Source organism: Rhizobium sp. BK313 (genome assembly GCF_014193655.1).
In the GTDB taxonomy this organism is placed as follows: Bacteria; Pseudomonadota; Alphaproteobacteria; order Rhizobiales; family Rhizobiaceae; genus Rhizobium.
Genome location: NZ_JACHZQ010000016.1, coordinates 40,339 through 60,768, shown reverse-complemented (window position 1 = coordinate 60,768; position 20,430 = coordinate 40,339). Strand labels below are relative to the sequence as shown.

Here is a 20,430-nt window from a genome sequence, read left to right as displayed (position 1 = left end):
CAAGATCGCCGAGGACGATTTCGGTTCGCTCGGCGACACATCGACGCTGGCCGATCCGGCTGTCGTCGATGATTTGATTGCCAATAGGCAGAACAAGGCCAACCCCACATAGACAAGACATGGGAAGGAATTGAATGAGACTGGTCCTTTTAGGTCCCCCCGGCGCAGGGAAGGGCACACAGGCCAAACGGCTCGCAGAACGACATCAGGTCCCTCATTTGTCGACCGGCGATATCTTGCGTTTCGAAGTGAAGGCGGCAACTGAACTCGGGCGGCAGGTTGAAAGCAAAATGAGTGCCGGTGAGCTGATTGATGACGATATCATGTCGTCTGTCGTTGCGAACAGGCTGGCCCAGCCGGACACGATGAACGGCTTTATTTTGGACGGCTATCCGCGCACCATTCGACAGGCGATCGCTCTTGAAGAGGCCTTGAGGTCGCAGAGCCTCACAGCGGTCGTCGAGCTCATGGTTGACGAGGAGGAGTTGTTTGCTCGAATTGAGGCAAGGGCAAAGGAAGCCGGGACCGCTGGTGAAGATGCGCGGGCTGACGACACTTCGGCAATCCTTCGTAAGAGGCTCGTGGCCTTTGGCAGGGAAACACGAGCATTGTCAGCGTTTTATGAGAGCTGCGGTCTGTTGATCAAAGTGGACGGGCAGGCATCGGCTGAGGAGATAGCAGCGACGATTGCCGATCATCTGGTGGAAGCACTGGTGAGACAGCGGTCGGCGATGCCACGCAAGGGAGAGTGAATGCCGCGCGACGGCGTCGAAGTTGATTTGGCGAAGGCAGATATTGCGAGGCCACATGAGCCTTTGCTCGTCCCTCCGTGCAACATCGCCAACCTGCTGAATGGCACCTAGGCTTCGCGGGTCGACGTCTGTATGAAGTGTGGGACCAACAGCGCGGACGCGCCGTCGCACACAGAAAGGATTTCCATGCCGGGTAGCGAGGACATTCGATCCTTGAGCCAACGAATCCGCGTTTCGCTCATGGACGACATATCAACTGGCAATATTGCTCCCGGAACCGTGCTTGATGAAAACAATCTGGCCGCACAGTTCTCAGCCTCTCGCACGCCGGTTCGAGAGGCACTTAAACAGCTGGAAAGCAGCGGTCTTATCGAAATTCGACCGCGCAAGGGAGCGGTTGTCCTTCCATTGACGCTTCCGAAACTCATGGAGATGTTCGAGGTAACAGCTGAGATGGAGGCAATGTGCGTACGACTGGCAGCACATCGCATCACGGGGGACGAGCGCGCACTTCTGTGTGAGATCCATGATGCGGCTGCGCTTGCTGTCAGAAACAAAGATCTTGATCTCTACGATGAGTCGAATCTTCGTTTTCATGAGCAACTCTACAGCTCTGCGCACAATTCCTTTCTTTTGGAAGAGCTTCTCCGTTTGCGATCGCGGCTCATGCCGTTCAGACGAACCCAACTCAGACATGGGGAGCGCCTGGCAAAGTCACATGCAGAGCATGCGGAGATCCTGAGAGCGATCATGCGTGGTGACGGAGATGAAGCGGCTCGAGTGATGCGTGAACACATGTTGAACGCTGGAGTAACTTTGGCGCGGTTCATGTCCGCCGATATATCGGAGCGGCGAGGCTAGCTGAATATGCCGCCTGCCTCACGGGCTCGAATTTTCGTTGTCCTTCGGCCACGACGCTACGAATATCTTTACAACGTCGTCAATCACGACGGTTCTCGGAACGCTCGGGTCCAGTTCATAAGCGTACTTCCTGACGCCGTAATAAAAGATGCTTCCTTGTAGGCTCCAGGCAAGCTCCATGTAACGTGCCTCGCTGGATTTTGAAATCTGAATACCGTGAGCAGCACAGATCTCCATTGCAATCCTCCGAATAACGCGCTCCTCCACTAATCGTATATATGAACTCGTAATCCCGACGTTCTTCAGGCCCGCGAAGAGATAGATCCGCATCCAACCGCGGTTCATAATGACGTCGGTGTAGCTCCTGTAGAATTGGATAAGCCGCTCCGTTATTGGCCGGCTACGGTCGACCAAAATCTCATCCCACGCGGTATCCCAGACATCCAGGAAGACCCGTCTGTAAACTTCCTGGATGAGGTCATCTTTGGTTTTGAAATACTTGTACATCAAGGGCTGGGTGGTTCCCAGGTGCCGCGCCAAGTCACGGGTCGTTGCGTCGAACCCACGTTCTGCAAAAACATCGACAGCTTTCTTCAAGATCATTTCGCGACGCTGTTCGAACGGGAGGCGCTCTGATGAGCGCACCGGTTTCGATCGGGTCTTCGAGACGACATCAACCTTCGATACCTCAGGCTTTTTGACTGAACCCATCGGGGATTGCGCCTCATTTCTAATCTTCATCACTTCTGCCTTGTTTTACCGTTGCAGGCATTGCCACTCCGGCGTCGTAGGTTTCTGTAGACCGTATTGCGCCGATAACCAAGCGATCAGTTCGTAACATAACACAATGATTGAGGTTTTTTGAAAAAACTCAAAAAAAAGCACTTGTTGATAACCTAATCTCAAACTGCGGGTTGTTTCAAGGAGAAATCCGGGCATTGGCGAAGCGTATTGACTGAATAGTCGCCGTCAGATAAGTTATCAATCGATAACCAACCAAGTGGAGGAAACGATGAAGGTTGATCTGGCTGCAATTCAAACGGCATCTCGGGAATTGTCGAACTGGGGGCGCTGGGGGGGAGACGATCAGATCGGTACCCTGAACAACGTCACTCCGGCGGATATCGTCGACGCGGCGCGGTTGGTGCGCAAAGGAAAGGTCTTTGCGCTGGGTCTCTCCCTGAAGGAGCCAATTCAGTCAGGCCTTTTTGGTGGCCGATGGAACCCGATCCATACGATGCTTGCAACCGGTACGGACGCAGTGCTCGGCAATCAGGATGAACCTGCGCCATATCTGAGATACGCAGACGATGCGATCAACATGCCGTGCCAGGCGTCGACGCAGTGGGATGCATTGTGCCACATCTTTATGGGCGACAAGATGTACAACGGCTTTGATGCAAGTTTGGTCGACGTCAAGGGCGCAAAGAAGAATGGTATCGAACACGTTCGAGACAAAATGGTCGGCCGGGGCGTTTTGTTGGACGTAGCCCGCTACAAGCAAGTTGATTCACTTGATGACGGTTATGCAATATCGCGCGATGACCTGGATGGATGTGCAGCGTCGCAGGGAGTCGAAATACGGAAGGGCGATTTCGTAATTGTGCGAACCGGCCATCAGGAACGTTGCCTGGCAAAGGGTGACTGGACCGGATATGCGGGCGGGTCCGCGCCAGGCTTCGGTTTCGAGACGTGTTATTGGCTGAAAGAGAAGGACGTTGCCGCTATCTGCTCCGACACCTGGGGTTGTGAAGTTCGTCCTAATGAAACCAACGATGCAAACCAACCGTGGCACTGGGTCGTGATCCCGGCAATCGGAATCTCGATGGGTGAGATTTTCTATTTGGAGGAGCTCGCACAGGACTGCGCGGAAGACAGGATCTATGAGTTTTTCTTCTCCGCGCCGCCTCTCCACCTCCCAGGGGGCGCCGGCTCGCCGATCAATCCGCAGGCAATCAAATAAGAACGGCAGCGGATATCCAATCTGGAGGAAGAATAGGAATGACCCAAGAAGTCGCCGAAACCAAAGATGATATGCAAATCATTTGGGATCAGCCGATCGTAATGGACGATGGGGTGGTGCTCAGAGCGGACGTTTTTCGCCCGGTAGGCGAGGGGTCCTACCCTGTCATCATGACTTATGGCCCGTATGGTAAAGGACTGCATTTCGAGGAGGGCTACAAAACAGCCTGGGACCGAATGTGCGCCGAAGATCCTGACGCCGTCAGCAACACCTCCAACAAATATGCGAATTGGGAGGTAGTCGATCCGGAAAAATGGGTGCCAGATGGCTATGTCGTAATCCGGGTCGACTCGCGTGGTGCGGGACGGTCTCCGGGTTACCTTTGCCATAACAATGATCGCGAGCAACAGGACTACTATCAATGCATCGAGTGGGCGGGCAGCCAGCCCTGGTCAAACGGCAAGGTTGGTCTGAACGGAATTTCCTACTACGGCGCTAACCAATGGCGCGCTGCGGGAACACAGCCGCCTCACCTCGCCGCAATCTGTGTCTGGGAAGGGTGGCACGACAATTACCGAGATGGCAACCGCCACGGAGGTATTCTTTGCACTTTCCGAAAGCATTGGCAGGATATGCAGGTCAAAACGGTGCAGCACGGCGTCGGCGACCGAGGCCGACGAAGCAGAGTCACGGGGGAACTGGTTTGCGGACCCGAGACACTGAGTGACGAGGAGTTGATCGCAAACCGGGAAAATATGCACGAAGAAATGCTCGCGCGCGAGATGCTGACCGATTACTATCTCGAGCGCTCGGCAAAGCCCGATCGAATAAAGGTGCCGGTTCTATCCGCTGGCAATTGGGGCGGCGCAGGCCTCCACGCCCGGGGTAACTTCGAAGGGTTCCTCGCCGCTGCCTCGCAACAAAAATGGTTGGAGGTCCACGGCGGGTCTCACTGGGCTCCTTTCTATACGGACCGTGGGGTCCATATACAGAAGCAGTTCTTTGATTACTTCCTGAAGGGGCATGACAATGGCTGGAACGAGCGTCCTAAGGTTCAGTTGTTGGTCCGGCATCCCGGCGAACGCTTCGTTGAGCGTTACGAAAATGAGTGGCCTCTGGCGAGGACATCGTGGGAGAAGCTGCATCTCTCTCACCTGAGCGGAATTACGCCGACAAAACCAGCCGTCGAAAAGCAATTGTCATTCGATGCGATGGGCGATGGCTTGACCTTCCTGACAGAACCAACCGAGGCCGACACGGAAATTACTGGCCCTATCAGTGCTCGATTGGCGATCTCGTCGTCTACTAGGGACGCTGATCTATTCCTGATCGTGCGCGTGTTTGCACCCGATATGAAGGAAGTAACGTTTCAAGGCGCGCTCGATCCGCATACGCCGATCGCGCAGGGTTGGCTTCGAGCGTCCCATCGCAAACTCGATCCGAAAAAAAGCCTTCCTTACAGACCCTGGCACACTCACGATGAAAAGCAGCCACTAGAGCCAGGTCAGATCTATCAGCTCGACATCGAGATCTGGCCGACGTGCATCGTCGTTCCCAAAGGCTATCGCCTCGCTCTCAGCATACGGGGTAGGGATTATGTCTATCCGGGTGGCAGCGGAGGGCGTTTGTCAAACATGAAGAACGAGTTTACCGGATGCGGTCCGTTTCTGCATGATGATGAGAATGATCGGCCCCCCGAAGTGTTTGGCGGTACAACGACTGTGCATCTTGGAGAAGGACACGATAATTATGTCTTGCTTCCGTACATCCCTGCTACGTCGTAAAGGTCGTATAAAGCACACCAATATTCGGGGTTTAAGCCGGCGCGATGTGGCTTGGCGGCTTTCCTTCATCAGCGCGCTGGCTTTTGGCGGGGGGTGGAGCCTGTTCCGTGATTGGACTTCGGACCTCGCACAGGGTTACTGCTGCTATAGCAAGGAACCAGGCAGACAGCAGGATTTCTATCAGCATAAGCGGTTTGGTCACCGGGGATTTGGTAGGATCGATCTGGACAGAGCAGGAGCGCATGGAAAACCTGATCCCGGGTCTGACCCCGGCTCCTAATCGGTAAGACCCCGCACGTGGAGTCTTCAGCCTGTCTCTCACGTAGTCGACCCCGCGGGGTCGACTACGAATGCCATTCCGATCGGCGGACGCGTTGGCAGGTACCATCGCCGAATATGTCCGCTCCTCCGCTTGCCCTACGGCGGTTAAACGGGTTCCGGTTTCCATAGTAGATCGGTCGTTAGTAGATCGGTCGTTCGGATATAAGCGCGAGCGCCTGACATTCTTGTGCCACCGACACAGGCGGATGCGATTGCACGAAGGCCGGGATCCGGCATTTTGTGCACATGCCGGGATCCACCATCAAAGGTACGGCGATCGAGAGCAGCGGTCAGCCAGGCGAGTGAATTTGGCACGCGCTCGACACTCGCTCAATACATCTACAACAAGCAGCAAAGGCCGATTTTCTATAGTGATGCGGCCGGTCGCACGAGCGCGATCGAGCACAATGCTGCCGGTCAAATGACCTCGTTCACCGACGCGCTCGGCGAAAGGACCACGTATCAATACGACGCGAATGCAAATCTGGCATCGGTCACGAATGCCAACAATGCCACAGCGGCAAGCTACATCTACGATGCCTTTGCCCGCGTGCGGACCTATACCGATTCTGAAGGTTGGACGGTCACATTCGACTATGACACTGCCGACCGCATCACCAAAATCACTTACCCGGACGGGACATCGGCTCGCTACACCTATCAGAGGCTGGAGTTCGTCTCCTACAAGGACAGAGAGGAACGGCTTTGGCGATATCAATTGACGCCAACAGACGTCCAATTGCCGTTGTCGAAGGCGCCGACCATGCCCTGGTAACACTCCCGGCACAGCATCCAGCGAGGATTGCGGACCTCATCGGTGCCAAAAATCCGGCGCGCCGTGTAGACCTTGACCAGCCGGAACGTATGGCAGTCCGGGCAAACCCGACGCAAAAGGGCATACGTCTCCGCCTCATGGTTCACGACCGCGCTCTGCAATGCAGCCATGATCTTCTTGCCCTTGTCGATCGACAAGCCAATGTCGCCGTCGAACCGGCGCTCCCAGCACTTATCGATGCGGACCTCCTTCCGGCAGATGTCGCCAAATTCGTTCCTGCCCTCGATCGTGATCGTCCATTCCGCTGCCATGGCTTTGTCGCCGAACAAAGCGATGACGATGGACTGCTCCGGCCTAACAATCCGTATTCGACCCCAGAAAAATTACCGGAAGGCGGCGCCCGATGAGCCAGCATGTGATGCCGTGCAGCAGAATCCAGTACGTGCGGTAGGCAAAGGCGGAGCGCGCGCTCGTCAAGTCCGTGAGCACAACATGCGCCAGCCCATCGGCAACTTCGATATGTCCTTTCGGGTCCTCCAGGACAATGTTCAAAAAACGCAGCGCCCGCTGCAGCGCCTGGTCGAGGGTCTTGGCATGCAGCACACAATGGCAGAGCAGCGTGAAGCTGCCGCGCCGCATAGGTCTGCCGCCCATGCCAAAGAATTCGTCTTCTATCTCGGCCGCGATCGCAAGCCAGAGCGCACCGTAGCTTTCCGCGGAGATCGGCGCGTCGATCCGGGTGACAGGCCGAGCGCCGTCAGCGCTCGTTCGGGGGACTTTCCTTGTCGCCGAAGGCAGTCGATCGCCTCCTTCACGAAGAAAGCTGATATCATCCGCCGTCCGGCTTCCGTCATCGTCATCCCTTGTGAGGTATGGTAAAACTGTCCGAAAGTTTGAGGCGCTTTTGTCATCGAATGCAATATCGTGCGGCGATAGGGTAGGGCAAGGCGCAATGCAAATCGCGTCGTGCCGGGGGATGCGATGCGGCGGGCGACTGCGCGACGCGGGAGGCCCTCGGTTGAAATCGCCTGCGCTGGAGGAGAGCGACGATGTTGATCCGCGGGAAGACCTTTGTCGTCACCGGTGGTGGTTCGGGCCTTGGCGCGGCGGTCACGCGTATGCTCACACGTGAGGACGCGAACGTCGTGATCGCCGACGTCAACACGGGTGCCGGCGCCGAGATCGTCAGCGAATTTTTAACCAGCGTGGCTTTCATCAAGACGGATGTCACCCAAGAAAAGGACGGCCAGGCCGCGGTCGATATGGCGCTGGAACGCTTCGGCCATCTGCATGGGCTGGTCAATTGCGCCGGCGTCGCTCCCGGCGAAAAAATGATCGGCCGCAATGGCCCGCACCGGCTCGACAGCTTTGCCCGTACGGTCGGCATCAATCTCGTCGGCACCTTCAACATGATCCGGCTCGCTGCGGCGGCAATCGCCAAAGAAGAGCCGGACGCAGAAAGCGAGCGCGGTGTCATCGTGAACACGGCCTCGGTCGCCGCCTTCGATGGGCAGATTGGTCAGGCGGCCTATGCGGCTTCCAAGGGCGGCGTCGCCGCCATGACGTTACCGATCGCCCGGGAATTGGCTGGCAGAGGCATTCGGATCGTCACCATCGCGCCAGGCATCTTCGAGACACCGATGATGGCCGGCATGCCGCAAGAAGTGCGGGATTCGCTCAGCAAGAGCGTGCCCTTTCCGCAACGGTTCGGGAAGCCGGTGGAATTTGCAGCATTGGTGCGCCACATCTGTGAAAACGTCATGTTGAATGGCGAAGTCATCCGTCTTGATGGTGCGTTGCGCATGGCGCCACACTGAGGCAGGCTCGTTGCGGGAGGTTTTGATATGACGTTAGAAGATCCGATCGTCATCCTTGGCTCGGCCCGTACTCCAATCGGCGGCTTTCAGCGGGACCTCAGAGTTTCCACCGCGCCCGAACTCGGTGCGGCAGTTATCCGCGCTACGCTCGACCGCATCGGCATCGGTGTGGACGCCGTGGAGGAGACGGTCTTTGGTTACGTTCTGCCCGCCGGTCAAGGCCAGGCACCGGCCCGCGATCGGGGCTGGCTTACCGTTTGCCACGGGAGCGACCACCGTCAACAAGTTGTGCCGTTTGGCAATGAGGGCCGTCATGTTGGCACATGATCTTATCAGCACCGGCAGCGCTTCGATTGCCGTTGCCGGGGGATGGAGAGCATGACGAATGCCCCCTTTCTGCCCGATCGTGCCCGCGGCGACTACCGGCTCGGGCACGGGCGCGTCGTCGATCACGTGTTCCCGGACGGGCTGGAAGATGCCTCTGACAAGGGACGCCTCATGGGCACCTTCGAGGCCGACCAGTTTACCCGCACCGCACAAGATGACTACGCCATCACGTCCTTGACCTGTGCACGGAATGCGATCGAGGCGGGGGCGATCGACGCCGAGATCATTGCCGTCACGGTGAAGGCAGGGCGGTGCGAATTGGTCGTCAGTCGCGACGAGCAGCCCGGCGAGGCGAAGCTGGAGAAGATTCCGACGCTGAAGCCGGCTTTTCGCGAAAACGGTACGGTGCCCGTTGCGAACGCGTCTTCCATATCCGGCGGCGCGGCCGCGCTGGTGTTGATGTGGCGCTCTCAGCTGAGTGCGAGGGCATCGCCCCGCAGGATGTCGACCTGTTCGAGATCAATGAGGCCTTTGCAGTCGTCGCCATGGCGGCGATGCGCGACCTCGACCTGCTGCACGACAAGGTCAATGTTCGCGGCGGTGCCTGCGCAATCGGCCAACCGATAAGCACCTCTGGCGCCCGCGTGATTGTCACCTTGCCTTCCGCGCTCAAGCGCTTCGGCATGAAGCGCGGCATGGCGACGCTCTGCATCGGCGGCGGCGAAGCGACTGTGATGGCCGTCGAACTGAACTGAACGGTTTCGAGGAGGAGACCCGGGATATGATCCTGACTGAAGACCAGGTCCAGATTCGCGACATGGCGCGAGATTTTGCCCGCGAGCGGCTGGCGCCGGGCGCGGCCGAGCGCGACGAGAAGAGCCGCTTCCCCCGCGAGGAACTTAGGGAGATGGGCAAGCTAGGCTTCCTCGGCATGCTCGTGCCTGAAGCCTACGGTGGCTCGGAAACGGGCGTGATCGCCTATGCCGTGGCACTCGAGGAGATAGCCGCCGGTGACGGCCCTTGCTCCACCATCATGAGCGTGCACAGTTCCGTCGGCTGCGTGCCGATTTTGAAATACGGCACAGAGGAGCAGAAGCAAAACTTCCTGCCGAAACTTGCGAGTGGTGAATGGATCGGCGGCTTTGCCCTCACCGAGCCGCAGGCCGGCTCCGATGCCTCGAACCTGAAGACCCGCGCTCGCCGCGACGGCGATCACTATGTCATCGACGGCGCCAAGCAGTTCATTACCTCGGGTAAGAACGGCAATGTCATCATCGTCTTCGCCGTCACCGACCCGAATGCGGGCAAGAAGGGCATTTCCGCCTTCATCGTGCCAACCGACACGCCCGGTTACCAGGTCGTGCGTGTCGAACACAAGCTGGGCCTGCACTCGTCCGACACATGCCAGATCGCCTTTACCGGCATGCGCATCCCTGCAGACCATCGGCTCGGTGAGGAAGGTGATGGCTACCGCATTGCCCTGTCGAACCTGGAGGGCGGGCGCATCGGTATCGCATCGCAGTCCGTCGGCATGGCGCGTGCAGCTTTCGAGGCGGCGCGCGATTATGCCCGCGAACGCACGGCCTTCGGCTCACCGATCATCGACCATCAGGCGGTGGCCTTCCGGCTTGCCGACATGGCGACACAGATCGAGGTAGCCCGCCAGATGGTGCTCCATGCGGCCCAGCTGAAGGAGGAAGGGCAACCCTGCCTTACCGAAGCGTCCATGGCCAAACTGTTCGCCTCGGAAATGGCCGAAAAAGTCTGTTCCGATGCGATCCAGATCCATGGTGGTTACGGATACATGGCGGACTACCCGGTCGAGCGCATCTACCGCGACGTCCGCATCTGCCAGATCTACGAGGGAACCAGCGACGTCCAGCGCATCGTTATCGCACGCAATTTGTAGAATTTTTGCGGCCATACCCGCCGAGGGGAGTAACGGTGGGGCGGCCGGCAAGGGAGGTATCACAGCATATGAATGAGGTTCCAAATCTGAGCCTGCACGTCCCCGAGCCGGCGGTCCGGCCCGGCGGCCAGCCGGATTTCTCCAACGTGAAGATCGCAAAGGCCGGGTCCGTGCCGCGACCGGCGATCGATGTGGCACCGGAAGATATCCGCGATCTCGCCTATTCCATCATCCGTGTTCTCAACCGCGACGGCGAGGCGGTCGGCCCATGGGCCGGGTTGCTCTCGGATGAGGAACTGCTGACTGGCCTGCGCAACATGATGAAGCTCAGGGCCTTCGACGCCCGCATGCTGATGGCGCAGCGACAAGGAAAGACTTCCTTCTACATGCAGCACCTCGGCGAGGAAGCCGTCGGTTCCGCCTTCCGCAAGGTGCTGAACAAGGGGGACATGAATTTCCCGACCTATCGACAGGCGGGGCTCCTGATCGCCGACGACTATCCGATGGTCGAGATGATGAACCAGATCTACTCGAACGAGGCGGATCCCTTGCGTGGCCGGCAGCTGCCGATCATGTATTCGTCGAAGGAGCATGGCTTCTTCACCATCTCCGGCAATCTCGCCACCCAATATGTCCAGGCTGTCGGCTGGGCCATGGCGTCGGCCATCAAGAACGACAGCAAGATCGCGGCCGCCTGGATCGGCGATGGCTCGACCGCCGAATCCGACTTCCATTCCGCCCTTGTCTTCGCCTCCACCTACAAGGCGCCTGTGATCCTCAACATCGTCAACAACCAATGGGCCATCTCGACCTTCCAGGGCATTGCCCGCGGCGGCTCCGGCACCTTTGCCGCCCGTGGCCTCGGCTTCGGCATCCCGGCGCTGCGTGTCGATGGCAACGACTACCTGGCGGTCTATGCCGTCGCAAAATGGGCCGCCGAGCGCGCACGGCGCAATCTCGGCCCGACGCTGATCGAATACGTCACCTATCGCGTCGGCGCCCATTCCACGTCGGATGACCCGAGCGCCTACCGTCCTAAGACCGAATCCGAGGCCTGGCCGCTCGGTGACCCGGTGCTGCGGCTGAAGAAGCATCTGATCGTGCGCGGCGTCTGGTCCGAGGAGCGCCACGCCCAGGCGGAGGCCGAGGTTCTCGATGAGGTCATCGAGGCACAGAAGCAAGCCGAGAGCCACGGAACGCTTCATGCCGGCGGCAAGCCGTCGGTGCGCGACATCTTCGAGGGCGTTTATGCCGAAATGCCCGCCCATATCCGCCGCCAGCGGCAGAAGGCAGGATACTGACATGGCAAGAATGACAATGATCGAGGCCGTGCGCAGCGCCATGGACGTCTCGATGGGGCGTGACGACGATGTCGTCGTCTTCGGCGAAGACGTCGGCTATTTCGGTGGCGTTTTCCGCGCCACGCAAGGGCTCCAGGCCAAATATGGCAAGACCCGCTGCTTCGACGCACCAATCAATGAATCCGGTATCCTCGGCACTGCGATCGGCATGGCGGCCTACGGCTTGAAGCCATGCGTCGAAATCCAGTTCGCCGACTATATGTACCCCGCCTATGACCAGATCACCCAGGAGGCGGCGCGCATCCGCTACCGTTCCAACGGCGACTTCACCTGCCCGATCGTCGTACGCATGCCGACCGGCGGCGGCATCTTCGGCGGGCAGACGCACAGCCAAAGCCCCGAAGCGCTGTTCACCCACGTCTGCGGACTGAAGGTGATCGTGCCTTCCAACCCCTATGATGCCAAAGGCCTGCTGATCGCGGCGATCGAGGATCCGGACCCGGTGATGTTCCTCGAGCCCAAGCGGCTCTATAACGGCCCCTTCGACGGCCATCACGAACGGCCGGTCACGCCCTGGTCGAAACATGAGCTCGGCGAGGTTCCGGAGGGGCACTACACGATCCCGATCGGCAAGGCGGAAATCCGCCGGCCCGGCAACGCGGTCACCGTAATCGCCTATGGCACGATGGTGCATGTAGCGCTTGCCGCGGCAGAGGAGACGGGGATCGATGCCGAGGTGATCGACCTGCGCAGTCTGTTGCCGTTCGATCTCGACACCATCGTCCAGTCGGTGAAGAAGACCGGTCGCTGTGTCGTCGTACACGAGGCGACGCTCACCTCCGGTTTTGGCGGCGAAATCGCTTCGCTGGTTCAGGAGCACTGCTTCTATAGTCTCGAAGCGCCGGTTGTGCGCGTGACCGGCTGGGACACGCCCTATCCGCACGCACAGGAATGGGACTATTTCCCTGGCCCCGCCCGCGTCGGCCGGGCGTTGAAAGAAGTGATGGAGGGCTGATGATGGGCGAGTTTGTCATCAAGATGCCCGATGTGGGCGAAGGCGTGGCAGAGGCCGAGCTGGTCGAGTGGCACGTCAAGCCTGGCGACCCAGTACGCGAGGACATGGTTCTCGCCGCCGTCATGACAGACAAGGCGACGGTGGAAATTCCCTCTCCGGTCGATGGCGTCGTGCTCTGGCTCGGCGCCGAGGTCGGAGACACGGTCGCCGTCAAGGCACCGCTGCTGCGTATCGAGGTCGCCGGCGAGGGCGCAACCGAGGCGGCTCAAACCACCACGACTGCGCCGCCTGATAAGGCTGAACCGGTTAAAGACAAGACCACAGAGGCCAAGACGACTGCACCGCCTCCCGCCAGACCGGTCGCCGAAGCCAAAATCATCAAGCCGGAAAAATTCGCCGAACGCCCTGTCGCTCGCGAACCGGCGGAGCGACCGCTTGCCTCGCCTGCCGTCCGCTTGCGTGCCCAGGAGGCCGGCGTCGACCTGCGCCAGGTGGCTGGTACCGGCCCGGCCGGTCGCATCACCCATGACGACCTCGACCAGTTCATTGCGCGCGGCACCCAGCCCGCCGCCGTTGCTCCAACCGGGCTCGCCCGCAAGACCGCCATCGAAGAGATCAAGGTGACCGGCTTGCGACGCCGCATAGCCGAGAAGATGCGTTTGGCAAGCTCGCGCATTCCACATATCACCTATGTCGAAGAGGTCGATGTCACCGACCTCGAGGACTTGCGCGCGACGATGAATGCCGGCCGCAAATCCGATCAGCCGAAGCTGACTATCCTGCCCTTCCTGATGCGGGCGCTGGTCAAGACGATTGGCGAGCAGCCCGGCGTCAACGCCACTTTCGACGACGATGCCGGTGTCGTTACCCGCTACAGTGCCGTCCATATCGGTATCGCCACGCAGACGCCGTCCGGCCTGACGGTGCCCGTTGTCCGGCATGCGGAAGCCAGGTCGATCTGGGATGTCGCCGCCGAACTCACGCGCCTCGCCGATGCCGCCCGCAACGGCACCGCCGCGCGCGAGGAACTTTCCGGTTCCACGATCACCATCACCTCGCTCGGCGCGCTCGGTGGCATCGTCACGACGCCGATCATCAACCATCCGGAAGTGGCGATCGTCGGCGTCAACAAGATCATGACCCGGCCCGTCTGGGACGGCACGCAGTTCATCCCGCGCAAGATCATGAACCTGTCGTCGAGCTTCGACCATCGGATCGTCGACGGCTGGGACGCGGCGGTCTTCGTGCAGCGGATAAAGGCGCTGCTCGAAACCCCCGCACTGATCTTCATCGAAGGTTGATGACATGAAAGAAATCGTCTGCAAGCTCCTCGTCGTCGGCGCCGGCCCCGGCGGCTACATCTGCGCTATCCGTGCTGGCCAGCTCGGCGTCGACACGGTGATCGTTGAATCGGCGAAGGCCGGCGGTACCTGCCTGAACATCGGCTGCATCCCCTCCAAGGCGCTGATCCATGCGGCCGAGGAATTTGATAAGGTCCGCCACATGACGGCTCAAAACGCGCTTGGCATCATGGTCGAGGCACCGAAGCTCGACCTCGCTCAGACTATGCGCTGGAAGGACGGCATCGTCGGCCGGTTGAACAGCGGCGTGCTTGGCCTCTTGCGCAAGGCCAAGGTCAAGATCGTACACGGGCAGGCGATGTTCCGCGACGGCAAGACCGTCGAGGTCGAGACCGAGACCGGAACACAGGTCATCCGCGCCGAAACGGTGGTGATCGCGACAGGCTCCGAACCGGTCGAATTGCCGTTACTTCCCTTCGGTGGAGCGATCCTCTCGTCCACCGAAGCACTGTCGCTGACGAGTGTTCCGAGCACACTTGCCGTCGTGGGCGGCGGCTATATCGGCCTGGAGCTCGGCACCGCCTTCGCCAAGATGGGCGCGCAAGTCACCGTGGTTGAGGTAATGTCGCAGATCCTGCCGCAATATGATGCCGAGCTCGTCAAGCCGGTCGCCAAACGCCTGAATGAACTGGGCGTGCGCGTGCTGACCGGCGCAACGGCAAAGAGCTATTCCGGGGAGGCGTTGGTGATCGAGACCGTCGCCGGCGAGGATGAACGAATTGCCGCAGGCAAGGTGCTCGTCACCGTCGGGCGCAAGCCGCGCACCGAGGGATGGGGTCTCGAGGAACTCGATCTCGATCGCGCCGGCCGCTTCATCCGTATCGATGAGCGCTGCCGCACATCCATGCGCGGCGTCTACGCGATCGGCGACGTCACCGGCGAGCCGATGCTCGCCCATCGCGCCATGGCCCAAGGCGAGATGGTCGCGGAGATCGTGGCCGGCCGGAAGCGCGCCTGGGACAAGCGTGCCATCCCGGCGGTCTGCTTCACCGACCCCGAGATCGTCACCGCCGGCCTTTCCCCGGACGAAGCACGCGCTCAAGGCTACGATATCCGTGTCGGCCTCTTCCCCTTCGCTGCCAACGGCCGCGCCATGACGACCCAGTCGGAAGATGGTTTCGTCCGTGCCGTGGCGCGCGCGGATACGAACCTGGTGCTTGGCCTGCAGGCGGTCGGCGCTGGCGTCTCGGAGCTCTCCAGCGCCTTTTCCCTGGCGCTCGAAATGGGAGCGCGGCTAGAAGACATCGCCGGCACCATCCACGCCCATCCGACCCGCAGCGAAGGCCTGCAGGAAGCCGCATTGAAAGCACTTGGCCATGCTCTGCACATCTGAACCAATTTACCAATTACCCGCGAGGGGCGCCAAACTTCAGATTTTCCAGCATTGATAAAGTCCGGGATGCATGGTGTGCCAACTGCTTTTGTCCAAGCCGTCCATGAGCTAGCGTCGACGTAGGAGTTTCCTGACTGTCTTCCGGCGCACGGTTTGACCCCACCATAGGCGTCTAAGGCTAACCCCTGACACGCCTAAAGAAATGAAGATCTAGCAAAGCATTAAGTTGCGTCGACTAGGGTTAATTTTCGAGGCCGAAAGGGGTCAGAGTTGCCAGCCGATTCACATGCTTCAACGGCCGCATGCGTGACGAACTCTTGAACGAAAGCCTGTTCTTTGGCCTAGATCATGCCCTCGGCGCCATCGCCGAATGGGCGGACGATTACAACCATTTCCGACCGCACTCGTCGCTCGGATACAAGACCCCGGCAGACTATGCCGGAACCGGCTCCAACGCTGCGCAAGATGAAAGCTTCGCGTTTCCGCCGGTTGCTCACACCGCGCCACTTGGCCTATTCAGAACCGCCGGGGCTCTAGTCGCCGCTGGATGAAAGTTCCATGGCAGGTCACTTTGGCTCGGCGGGTCGAACATCTAACGGGTTAATCTCGTCTGAGCCTCAGGGTTTCGGGTGCAAGGGGCGGATGATTTCGTCGGCACGTGCCGGCTGGAGGCTTTGCTCGTCCGGATGCTGAATAAGTAGCTTCATTTGACCTGGCCCTACCTCTACCCGGTCATGCCAGCAGCCAAAAATCCACTCGATGCGATAGAGACCAGGCTGAAGATCGAAATGGGCGGGATCAAATGTCCGGCTGACGTCGTTGACGAGATTGGGGGAAACCTCGGAATAGATTTTACGCCCAGCAAAGCCGAGGCCTGCGACACAGTCGGCGGCCCTGCCTGCCGGTCGTTCGAGCCGAAGTGAGAATGCATGAACGCCGGCAGTTCTTATCGCCAGGTAGGCGAGACCTTTGGCAACATACATCGGCTCTGCCGGGCGCATGGCAAGAACGCGATCCATGTCGATCCCTGGACCTTCCACGGTGAATCCGGTGAGTGGCGTTGGTTCGATCTTGATCTCAAGCAGCGGGTCGATATGGACGGCGTTTATGACAGCCTGCCATCCTTGCGTTGCACCGACAAACATGCCGTCCGTGCCGACGGCAGGAAGCGGATGGGCAGGTGCAACTGCCTGGGGTTGATTGCCGGTGCCCCAAATTTCGGGCTTGCTGATTTGGGTAGCCCAAGGCGGCAAAGTAGGGGCCACCCTGCTGGCGGGCAATGACGAGGAAACCCACCAAACAGTGCCGGCGATGATGATGCCGACGATAGGGGCCGGTCCGGCAAGCAGGCTTACTCGATAGAGCCAATCTCGACGCCACAGTTCGCGATGAACAAAGCCTAGTTTTCCGATCAGGGAAGTCATGAAAATTCCGCAGTCGCCGTGCTGATATCTGCATGAGTGATTTCAGCCAGATTAATATTCCTTTGGCCCAATAACGGCGCAAGCCGTGCAGCTTGTGCTTCGCGAGCGCGTTCAAGAAGTGTGCGGGCCGTGCGCGCATTGCCGAAGTTCGGCCTTTGCATAGCCGATGCAAAAAACGCTTTGAGTGTTTCTTCGGACTCAGCCGAGATATTCAGACCGTCCCGCCGGGCCATGACATGGATGATCTTAAGAAGGTCTTCGACACTATAACCATCGAAGTGGATTGTTTTGGCAAAACGCGACGGCAAACCTGGGTTGCTGGTCACAAATTGCCGCATCAAGTCGGGGTAACCGGCTGCGATAACGACCAATCGATCCCGCTGGTCTTCCATCTCCTTCAAGAGGGTATCGACAGCCTCCTGTCCAAAAGCATGTTGGCCATCGCGCGATGTCAGGGAATAGGCCTCATCGATAAACAGAATTCCGTCTCGAGCTTCGTCGATCTTTGCTTTGGTCTTGATAGCCGTCTGACCGACATATCCGGCGACGAGGCCGGATCGGTCGGTTTCAACAAGAAGGCCTTTTTCCAATACGCCCAGATCACGCAGAATGGCTCCGTAAAGACGAGCGACGACGGTCTTGCCCACGCCTGGTGGTCCCGTAAAGATCATGTGGAGTGAAATCGGCGCGACAGGCAGGCCCTGCTCCCGGCGCGCTGCTTCCACTCTAAGACGCTGCACCAACGTGCTGATTTCCGTCTTGACCGAGTCGAGGCCAATCATCTGGGCCAGTTCGTCTAGCGCAGCTGTACCCAATGTGACATTGTTTCCGTCCACGACGGCCTGCCGCAAGGCTACGGTCTGACGTGGTTTTATACGATAGGAACCTGGGATTGGCCCGCCGACCACCTGGAACCACAAACGGGTCACGGAAAACAGAAAATAGAATGTCGCCGAGACTACAATTCCGAGCAGGAAGCCGTATCCGAGCCAAGGCGGAAGGCTCGGGGTGATCTTGAAGGTGGATAGAAGACCGACGATCGTCATCACGATCATGCATAGGCCGACAAGCGGCGCCGGACCGAGTTGCGTCTTGAGCCAGGAACCTAAGTTAGCCATTGGCATCACTACACTGTTTGATCGGCCGCCAGTACACATTGTGGGCAGCTATATTGCCCTGACGAAATGAAACGGGCCAAGGCGGTACAAGAGAAATCGTCGCCGTTGCTTCTGTCCCAAGGACCATCAACTGGCCCTTTCCCATTTCATAAGGTGATGGAAATGGAATTGCGACCCGCACTGGTGTTTCTGAAAGATTGAAAACCGGTGACAGATAGCCTCCAGACCGCAGCCTGATTGTTCCGGATGATTGTCCTGGCGGTTTTGCGATCGACACCCAGGCCAGGGGCAGGGGACACCCTGTGTCTTTTTGCCTGAAGCGATCGAGGAATTTTGGAAGCCCCCCCATTGTCGTCAAGGCGTCTGCGATCTCCTGATCGCCGACCTGCGCGAGTTCGCTGCCTATGAGCTGGCCGTCTGTATTTGCTTGAGGCAGGGCAGAGTCCGCCATAGTCAACCAAAGCCAAAAGGCTGATCCAACCAAAATCGCGACGACAGCGAACAATGGCAACCCTGGTGATCCACTCTGCTTGGCGGCCGCCGTTCCGGAGCGCTGCGAAGTTTCAGTATTTTGAACCATGATGATCTGGTGTTTGGGAGAGATCCAATATTTCGCGGAATGCGCGTAGATTCAATCCAACTATAAGCAAAGTCTCTGAAAATTCATTTTCGCTTCAGTTTGGCTTAATCTCCGTAGAAAGCATGTTGTTACACTCGTCTTCTTTAGTTGGCGGAAGATTAATTTTTGCATTTCTCACGAATTTGTGATCGGTGATTGTTTTAACTTTAGGTTGTGTTTTCCATTAAACTACCGCCCACTATCCTTGCGAAGTTTGTTTCTCAACATCTTCTATAAATGTCCCCTTCACCCTGATTGCCTGCCTTCCGCGGATAGCTCGGATTGATCAGCGCGGACGGCATGCTGTATTGCGGGGCCCCACTGGAAATCGCGTTAAACGTTGAGCGAGTGTTGATCACTGTCTATTCTTTCATGAGCAATATAGCATTTGTGGATCCTGATGCTCTTACCAACTATGGCAATGCTCGGAAGGCAGTAACAAAAGATCTTCCTGGCCCATGACCCTGTGTGGTCATCCATCACGCTACCCCATGACTAGCTTTCCAATGGACCAGTCGCGCAAATCCTAAAATTTGCGACAGCTCTGCACCGCCGAAATCTCAGGTAAATTTCTGTCGCAAAATCGCGCGCAAAAGTCCGCCTTACGCGGCGGACTTTTGCCACAGCCGAATGACCGCTTGGCCTTGTCTTTTCAGGCAGGAGCATGGATGGTTCATTGGCGCCACTTTACGGACTGGAATGGCTACGCCGGATATCGCGGTAAACTGCGTGACCTCGGCCGTTGCCCGCACGCCCGGCGCCGTGGAGCAGACCCCGCAACATATTGCCTACATGCTGAGCCGCATTCCGCGTGGACGCTTCCTGGAGCTGAACGAGGCCGCGGCCATGATCGCCTGGCTCGTCGCAAGGAAAATTCTTTCACCACGGGTGCGGTGTTCGATCTCCCAGGTGGACGTGCGACTTATTGAGCCCGGAAACTGGATCAATGTGCCGACGACTTAAATGACTAACATACGCAAATTGATGTTTCCAAGCAGCCTGCGTTCCAGAGCCCAGGATTTTGATGCGCTCACACCAGGCACCAGCTTAACCTTTGGCCTTCTGCTCCAAATATTCCGCGGTGGTGGCCTCATCTGGTGGATAAAGTCCCGGAAGACGTCGTCCATCCAGAACTTTCTGCAGGATCCATTCTTCGAGTGCCTCAGCTTCATGCCCGGCTTCGACGACCGCGTTGACGAGAGCCCTGGGGATGACCACGGCGCCGTCTCGATCTGCAACCATTATGTCGTTCGGATATATTGCAACGCCGCCGCATCCAATTGGCTGTTGCCAGTCAACGAACGTCAGGTGCGCGACTGACGGTGGTGCGCAGATCCCGCTGCACCAGATCGGCAGCCCAGTCTTGCGAATGCCCTCGACGTCTCTCATCGCTCCGTCTGTGACAAGTCCGACCGCGCCCCGCGCTGCCATTCGAGCGCACAAGATGTCACCGAAGATGCCGGCATCTGCGATGCCGCATGATGCGACGACTGCTACGGCTCCTTGCGGAATTTCCTCGATGGCGAAGCGGGTCGATCTAGGAGATGACAATGAATCAGGAGTTGCCAAATCTTCTCGTCCGGGAATGAATCTCATTGTAAAGGCCGGCCCCACGATCTTCGGTTGATCCAAAGTCAGGGTATTGGCACCACGTATCCAGACGTTACGCAGCCCCTTTTTCAAGAGGACCATCGTGATTGTCGCAGTGGATATTCCTTGCAGCGCGTCTACGAGATGAGGTTCCATCGTC

18 protein-coding genes and 3 pseudogenes are annotated in these 20,430 nt (G+C 58.6%); 14 read left to right on the top strand and 7 right to left on the bottom strand.

From position 1 onward, the window contains the following. The first annotated feature begins 134 nt into the window (after positions 1-134). Together FHT86_RS37235 and FHT86_RS37230 are read left to right on the top strand one after the other, a co-directional pair. Complete coding sequence (locus tag FHT86_RS37235; protein ID WP_133704436.1) at positions 135-752, top strand: adenylate kinase; 618 nt, start codon at positions 135-137, stop codon at positions 750-752. A gap of 186 nt (positions 753-938) precedes the next feature. Beyond that, complete coding sequence (locus FHT86_RS37230) at positions 939-1,613, top strand: GntR family transcriptional regulator (protein ID WP_133704435.1); 675 nt, start codon at positions 939-941, stop codon at positions 1,611-1,613. Positions 1,614-1,631: 18 nt separating this feature from the next. On the opposite strand, the gene FHT86_RS37225 is transcribed toward FHT86_RS37230, so the two are convergent. Next, on the bottom strand, positions 1,632-2,354 hold the full coding sequence (locus FHT86_RS37225; protein WP_133704434.1) for a TetR/AcrR family transcriptional regulator: 723 nt from the start codon (positions 2,352-2,354) through the stop codon (positions 1,632-1,634). A 271-nt stretch (positions 2,355-2,625) separates the two neighbouring features. Here FHT86_RS37225 and FHT86_RS37220 point away from each other — a divergent pair, with 271 nt between their 5' ends. The 3 genes from FHT86_RS37220 (at position 2,626) to FHT86_RS37210 (ending at position 6,456) form a co-directional block, all read left to right on the top strand. Further along, positions 2,626-3,576, top strand: coding sequence for a cyclase family protein (locus tag FHT86_RS37220; RefSeq protein WP_133704433.1), 951 nt, complete (start codon positions 2,626-2,628; stop codon positions 3,574-3,576). Between the two features lie 38 nt (positions 3,577-3,614). Next, the gene (locus FHT86_RS37215; protein ID WP_246779845.1) at positions 3,615-5,360 is read left to right on the top strand and encodes a CocE/NonD family hydrolase; all 1,746 of its coding nucleotides are present in this window, start codon (positions 3,615-3,617) and stop codon (positions 5,358-5,360) included. Between the two features lie 742 nt (positions 5,361-6,102). Further along, positions 6,103-6,456 (top strand): RHS repeat domain-containing protein, encoded by a 354-nt coding sequence (locus FHT86_RS37210; RefSeq protein WP_133704432.1) that lies wholly within the window; start codon positions 6,103-6,105, stop codon positions 6,454-6,456. Here the strand turns inward: FHT86_RS37210 and FHT86_RS37205 are convergent. Beyond that, entirely contained in the window at positions 6,396-6,767 is a 372-nt protein-coding gene (locus tag FHT86_RS37205) for a hypothetical protein (protein ID WP_133704431.1), read from the bottom strand. The two genes, FHT86_RS37210 and FHT86_RS37205, sit on opposite strands and share 61 nt — an antisense overlap. Positions 6,768-6,840: 73 nt before the next feature. Next, positions 6,841-7,310: pseudogene (locus tag FHT86_RS37200) on the bottom strand (AraC family transcriptional regulator ligand-binding domain-containing protein); the annotation flags it as partial. Positions 7,311-7,505: 195 nt separating this feature from the next. Here FHT86_RS37200 and FHT86_RS37195 point away from each other — a divergent pair. The 8 genes and pseudogenes from FHT86_RS37195 to FHT86_RS37160 all read left to right on the top strand — a co-directional run. After that, a complete protein-coding gene (locus FHT86_RS37195; protein ID WP_133704430.1) occupies positions 7,506-8,273 on the top strand; it encodes a 3-hydroxyacyl-CoA dehydrogenase in 768 nt (255 codons plus the stop codon). 27 nt (positions 8,274-8,300) lie between these two features. After that, positions 8,301-9,355 (top strand): annotated as a pseudogene (locus FHT86_RS37190) (acetyl-CoA C-acetyltransferase). A gap of 26 nt (positions 9,356-9,381) precedes the next feature. Continuing rightward, the gene (locus FHT86_RS37185) at positions 9,382-10,509 is read left to right on the top strand and encodes an acyl-CoA dehydrogenase family protein (protein WP_133704429.1); all 1,128 of its coding nucleotides are present in this window, start codon (positions 9,382-9,384) and stop codon (positions 10,507-10,509) included. 68 nt (positions 10,510-10,577) lie between these two features. Then, positions 10,578-11,810 (top strand): 3-methyl-2-oxobutanoate dehydrogenase (2-methylpropanoyl-transferring) subunit alpha, encoded by a 1,233-nt coding sequence (locus FHT86_RS37180; protein ID WP_133704428.1) that lies wholly within the window; start codon positions 10,578-10,580, stop codon positions 11,808-11,810. A gap of 1 nt (position 11,811) precedes the next feature. Then, on the top strand, positions 11,812-12,825 hold the full coding sequence (locus FHT86_RS37175; protein ID WP_133704427.1) for an alpha-ketoacid dehydrogenase subunit beta: 1,014 nt from the start codon (positions 11,812-11,814) through the stop codon (positions 12,823-12,825). A 2-nt stretch (positions 12,826-12,827) separates the two neighbouring features. Then, positions 12,828-14,126 (top strand): dihydrolipoamide acetyltransferase family protein, encoded by a 1,299-nt coding sequence (locus FHT86_RS37170; RefSeq protein WP_133704426.1) that lies wholly within the window; start codon positions 12,828-12,830, stop codon positions 14,124-14,126. 4 nt (positions 14,127-14,130) lie between these two features. Beyond that, positions 14,131-15,519, top strand: a complete 1,389-nt coding sequence (gene lpdA / locus FHT86_RS37165) for a dihydrolipoyl dehydrogenase (RefSeq protein ID WP_133704425.1) — start codon at positions 14,131-14,133, stop codon at positions 15,517-15,519. A 290-nt stretch (positions 15,520-15,809) separates the two neighbouring features. Next, a pseudogene (locus FHT86_RS37160) lies at positions 15,810-16,070 on the top strand (integrase core domain-containing protein); the annotation flags it as partial. A gap of 66 nt (positions 16,071-16,136) precedes the next feature. Here the strand turns inward: FHT86_RS37160 and FHT86_RS37155 are convergent. The 3 genes from FHT86_RS37155 to FHT86_RS37145 all read right to left on the bottom strand — a co-directional run bounded on the left by FHT86_RS37155 (position 16,137) and on the right by FHT86_RS37145 (position 18,641). Beyond that, positions 16,137-16,943 (bottom strand): hypothetical protein, encoded by an 807-nt coding sequence (locus tag FHT86_RS37155; RefSeq protein WP_133704424.1) that lies wholly within the window; start codon positions 16,941-16,943, stop codon positions 16,137-16,139. Then, the gene (locus FHT86_RS37150; RefSeq protein ID WP_246779844.1) at positions 16,940-17,989 is read right to left on the bottom strand and encodes an AAA family ATPase; all 1,050 of its coding nucleotides are present in this window, start codon (positions 17,987-17,989) and stop codon (positions 16,940-16,942) included. Before FHT86_RS37150 ends, FHT86_RS37155 begins: the two co-directional genes overlap by 4 nt. A 64-nt stretch (positions 17,990-18,053) precedes the next feature. Further along, positions 18,054-18,641 (bottom strand): hypothetical protein, encoded by a 588-nt coding sequence (locus tag FHT86_RS37145; RefSeq protein ID WP_133704423.1) that lies wholly within the window; start codon positions 18,639-18,641, stop codon positions 18,054-18,056. 738 nt (positions 18,642-19,379) lie between these two features. On the opposite strand from FHT86_RS37145, the gene FHT86_RS37140 reads away from it, so the two are divergent. Continuing rightward, a complete protein-coding gene (locus tag FHT86_RS37140) occupies positions 19,380-19,643 on the top strand; it encodes a hypothetical protein (RefSeq protein ID WP_409527653.1) in 264 nt (87 codons plus the stop codon). A gap of 84 nt (positions 19,644-19,727) precedes the next feature. Here FHT86_RS37140 and FHT86_RS37135 read toward each other — a convergent pair whose 3' ends face one another. After that, positions 19,728-20,426, bottom strand: a complete 699-nt coding sequence (locus FHT86_RS37135; RefSeq protein ID WP_133704422.1) for a ribonuclease activity regulator RraA — start codon at positions 20,424-20,426, stop codon at positions 19,728-19,730. Positions 20,427-20,430: the final 4 nt, after the last annotated feature.

Bases quoted from the DNA above. Each gene is read 5' to 3' on its own strand.
- FHT86_RS37235 (WP_133704436.1), top strand. From the start codon at position 135: ATGAGACTGGTCCTTTTAGGTCCCCCCGGCGCAGGGAAGGGCACACAG.
- FHT86_RS37230 (WP_133704435.1), top strand. From the start codon at position 939: ATGCCGGGTAGCGAGGACATTCGATCCTTGAGCCAACGAATCCGCGTT.
- FHT86_RS37225 (WP_133704434.1), bottom strand. From the start codon at position 2,354: ATGAAGATTAGAAATGAGGCGCAATCCCCGATGGGTTCAGTCAAAAAG.
- FHT86_RS37220 (WP_133704433.1), top strand. From the start codon at position 2,626: ATGAAGGTTGATCTGGCTGCAATTCAAACGGCATCTCGGGAATTGTCG.
- FHT86_RS37215 (WP_246779845.1), top strand. From the start codon at position 3,615: ATGACCCAAGAAGTCGCCGAAACCAAAGATGATATGCAAATCATTTGG.
- FHT86_RS37210 (WP_133704432.1), top strand. From the start codon at position 6,103: ATGACCTCGTTCACCGACGCGCTCGGCGAAAGGACCACGTATCAATAC.
- FHT86_RS37205 (WP_133704431.1), bottom strand. From the start codon at position 6,767: ATGGCAGCGGAATGGACGATCACGATCGAGGGCAGGAACGAATTTGGC.
- FHT86_RS37195 (WP_133704430.1), top strand. From the start codon at position 7,506: ATGTTGATCCGCGGGAAGACCTTTGTCGTCACCGGTGGTGGTTCGGGC.
- FHT86_RS37185 (WP_133704429.1), top strand. From the start codon at position 9,382: ATGATCCTGACTGAAGACCAGGTCCAGATTCGCGACATGGCGCGAGAT.
- FHT86_RS37180 (WP_133704428.1), top strand. From the start codon at position 10,578: ATGAATGAGGTTCCAAATCTGAGCCTGCACGTCCCCGAGCCGGCGGTC.
- FHT86_RS37175 (WP_133704427.1), top strand. From the start codon at position 11,812: ATGGCAAGAATGACAATGATCGAGGCCGTGCGCAGCGCCATGGACGTC.
- FHT86_RS37170 (WP_133704426.1), top strand. From the start codon at position 12,828: ATGGGCGAGTTTGTCATCAAGATGCCCGATGTGGGCGAAGGCGTGGCA.
- lpdA (WP_133704425.1), top strand. From the start codon at position 14,131: ATGAAAGAAATCGTCTGCAAGCTCCTCGTCGTCGGCGCCGGCCCCGGC.
- FHT86_RS37155 (WP_133704424.1), bottom strand. From the start codon at position 16,943: ATGACTTCCCTGATCGGAAAACTAGGCTTTGTTCATCGCGAACTGTGG.
- FHT86_RS37150 (WP_246779844.1), bottom strand. From the start codon at position 17,989: ATGACGATCGTCGGTCTTCTATCCACCTTCAAGATCACCCCGAGCCTT.
- FHT86_RS37145 (WP_133704423.1), bottom strand. From the start codon at position 18,641: ATGGTTCAAAATACTGAAACTTCGCAGCGCTCCGGAACGGCGGCCGCC.
- FHT86_RS37140 (WP_409527653.1), top strand. From the start codon at position 19,380: ATGGCTACGCCGGATATCGCGGTAAACTGCGTGACCTCGGCCGTTGCC.
- FHT86_RS37135 (WP_133704422.1), bottom strand. From the start codon at position 20,426: ATGGAACCTCATCTCGTAGACGCGCTGCAAGGAATATCCACTGCGACA.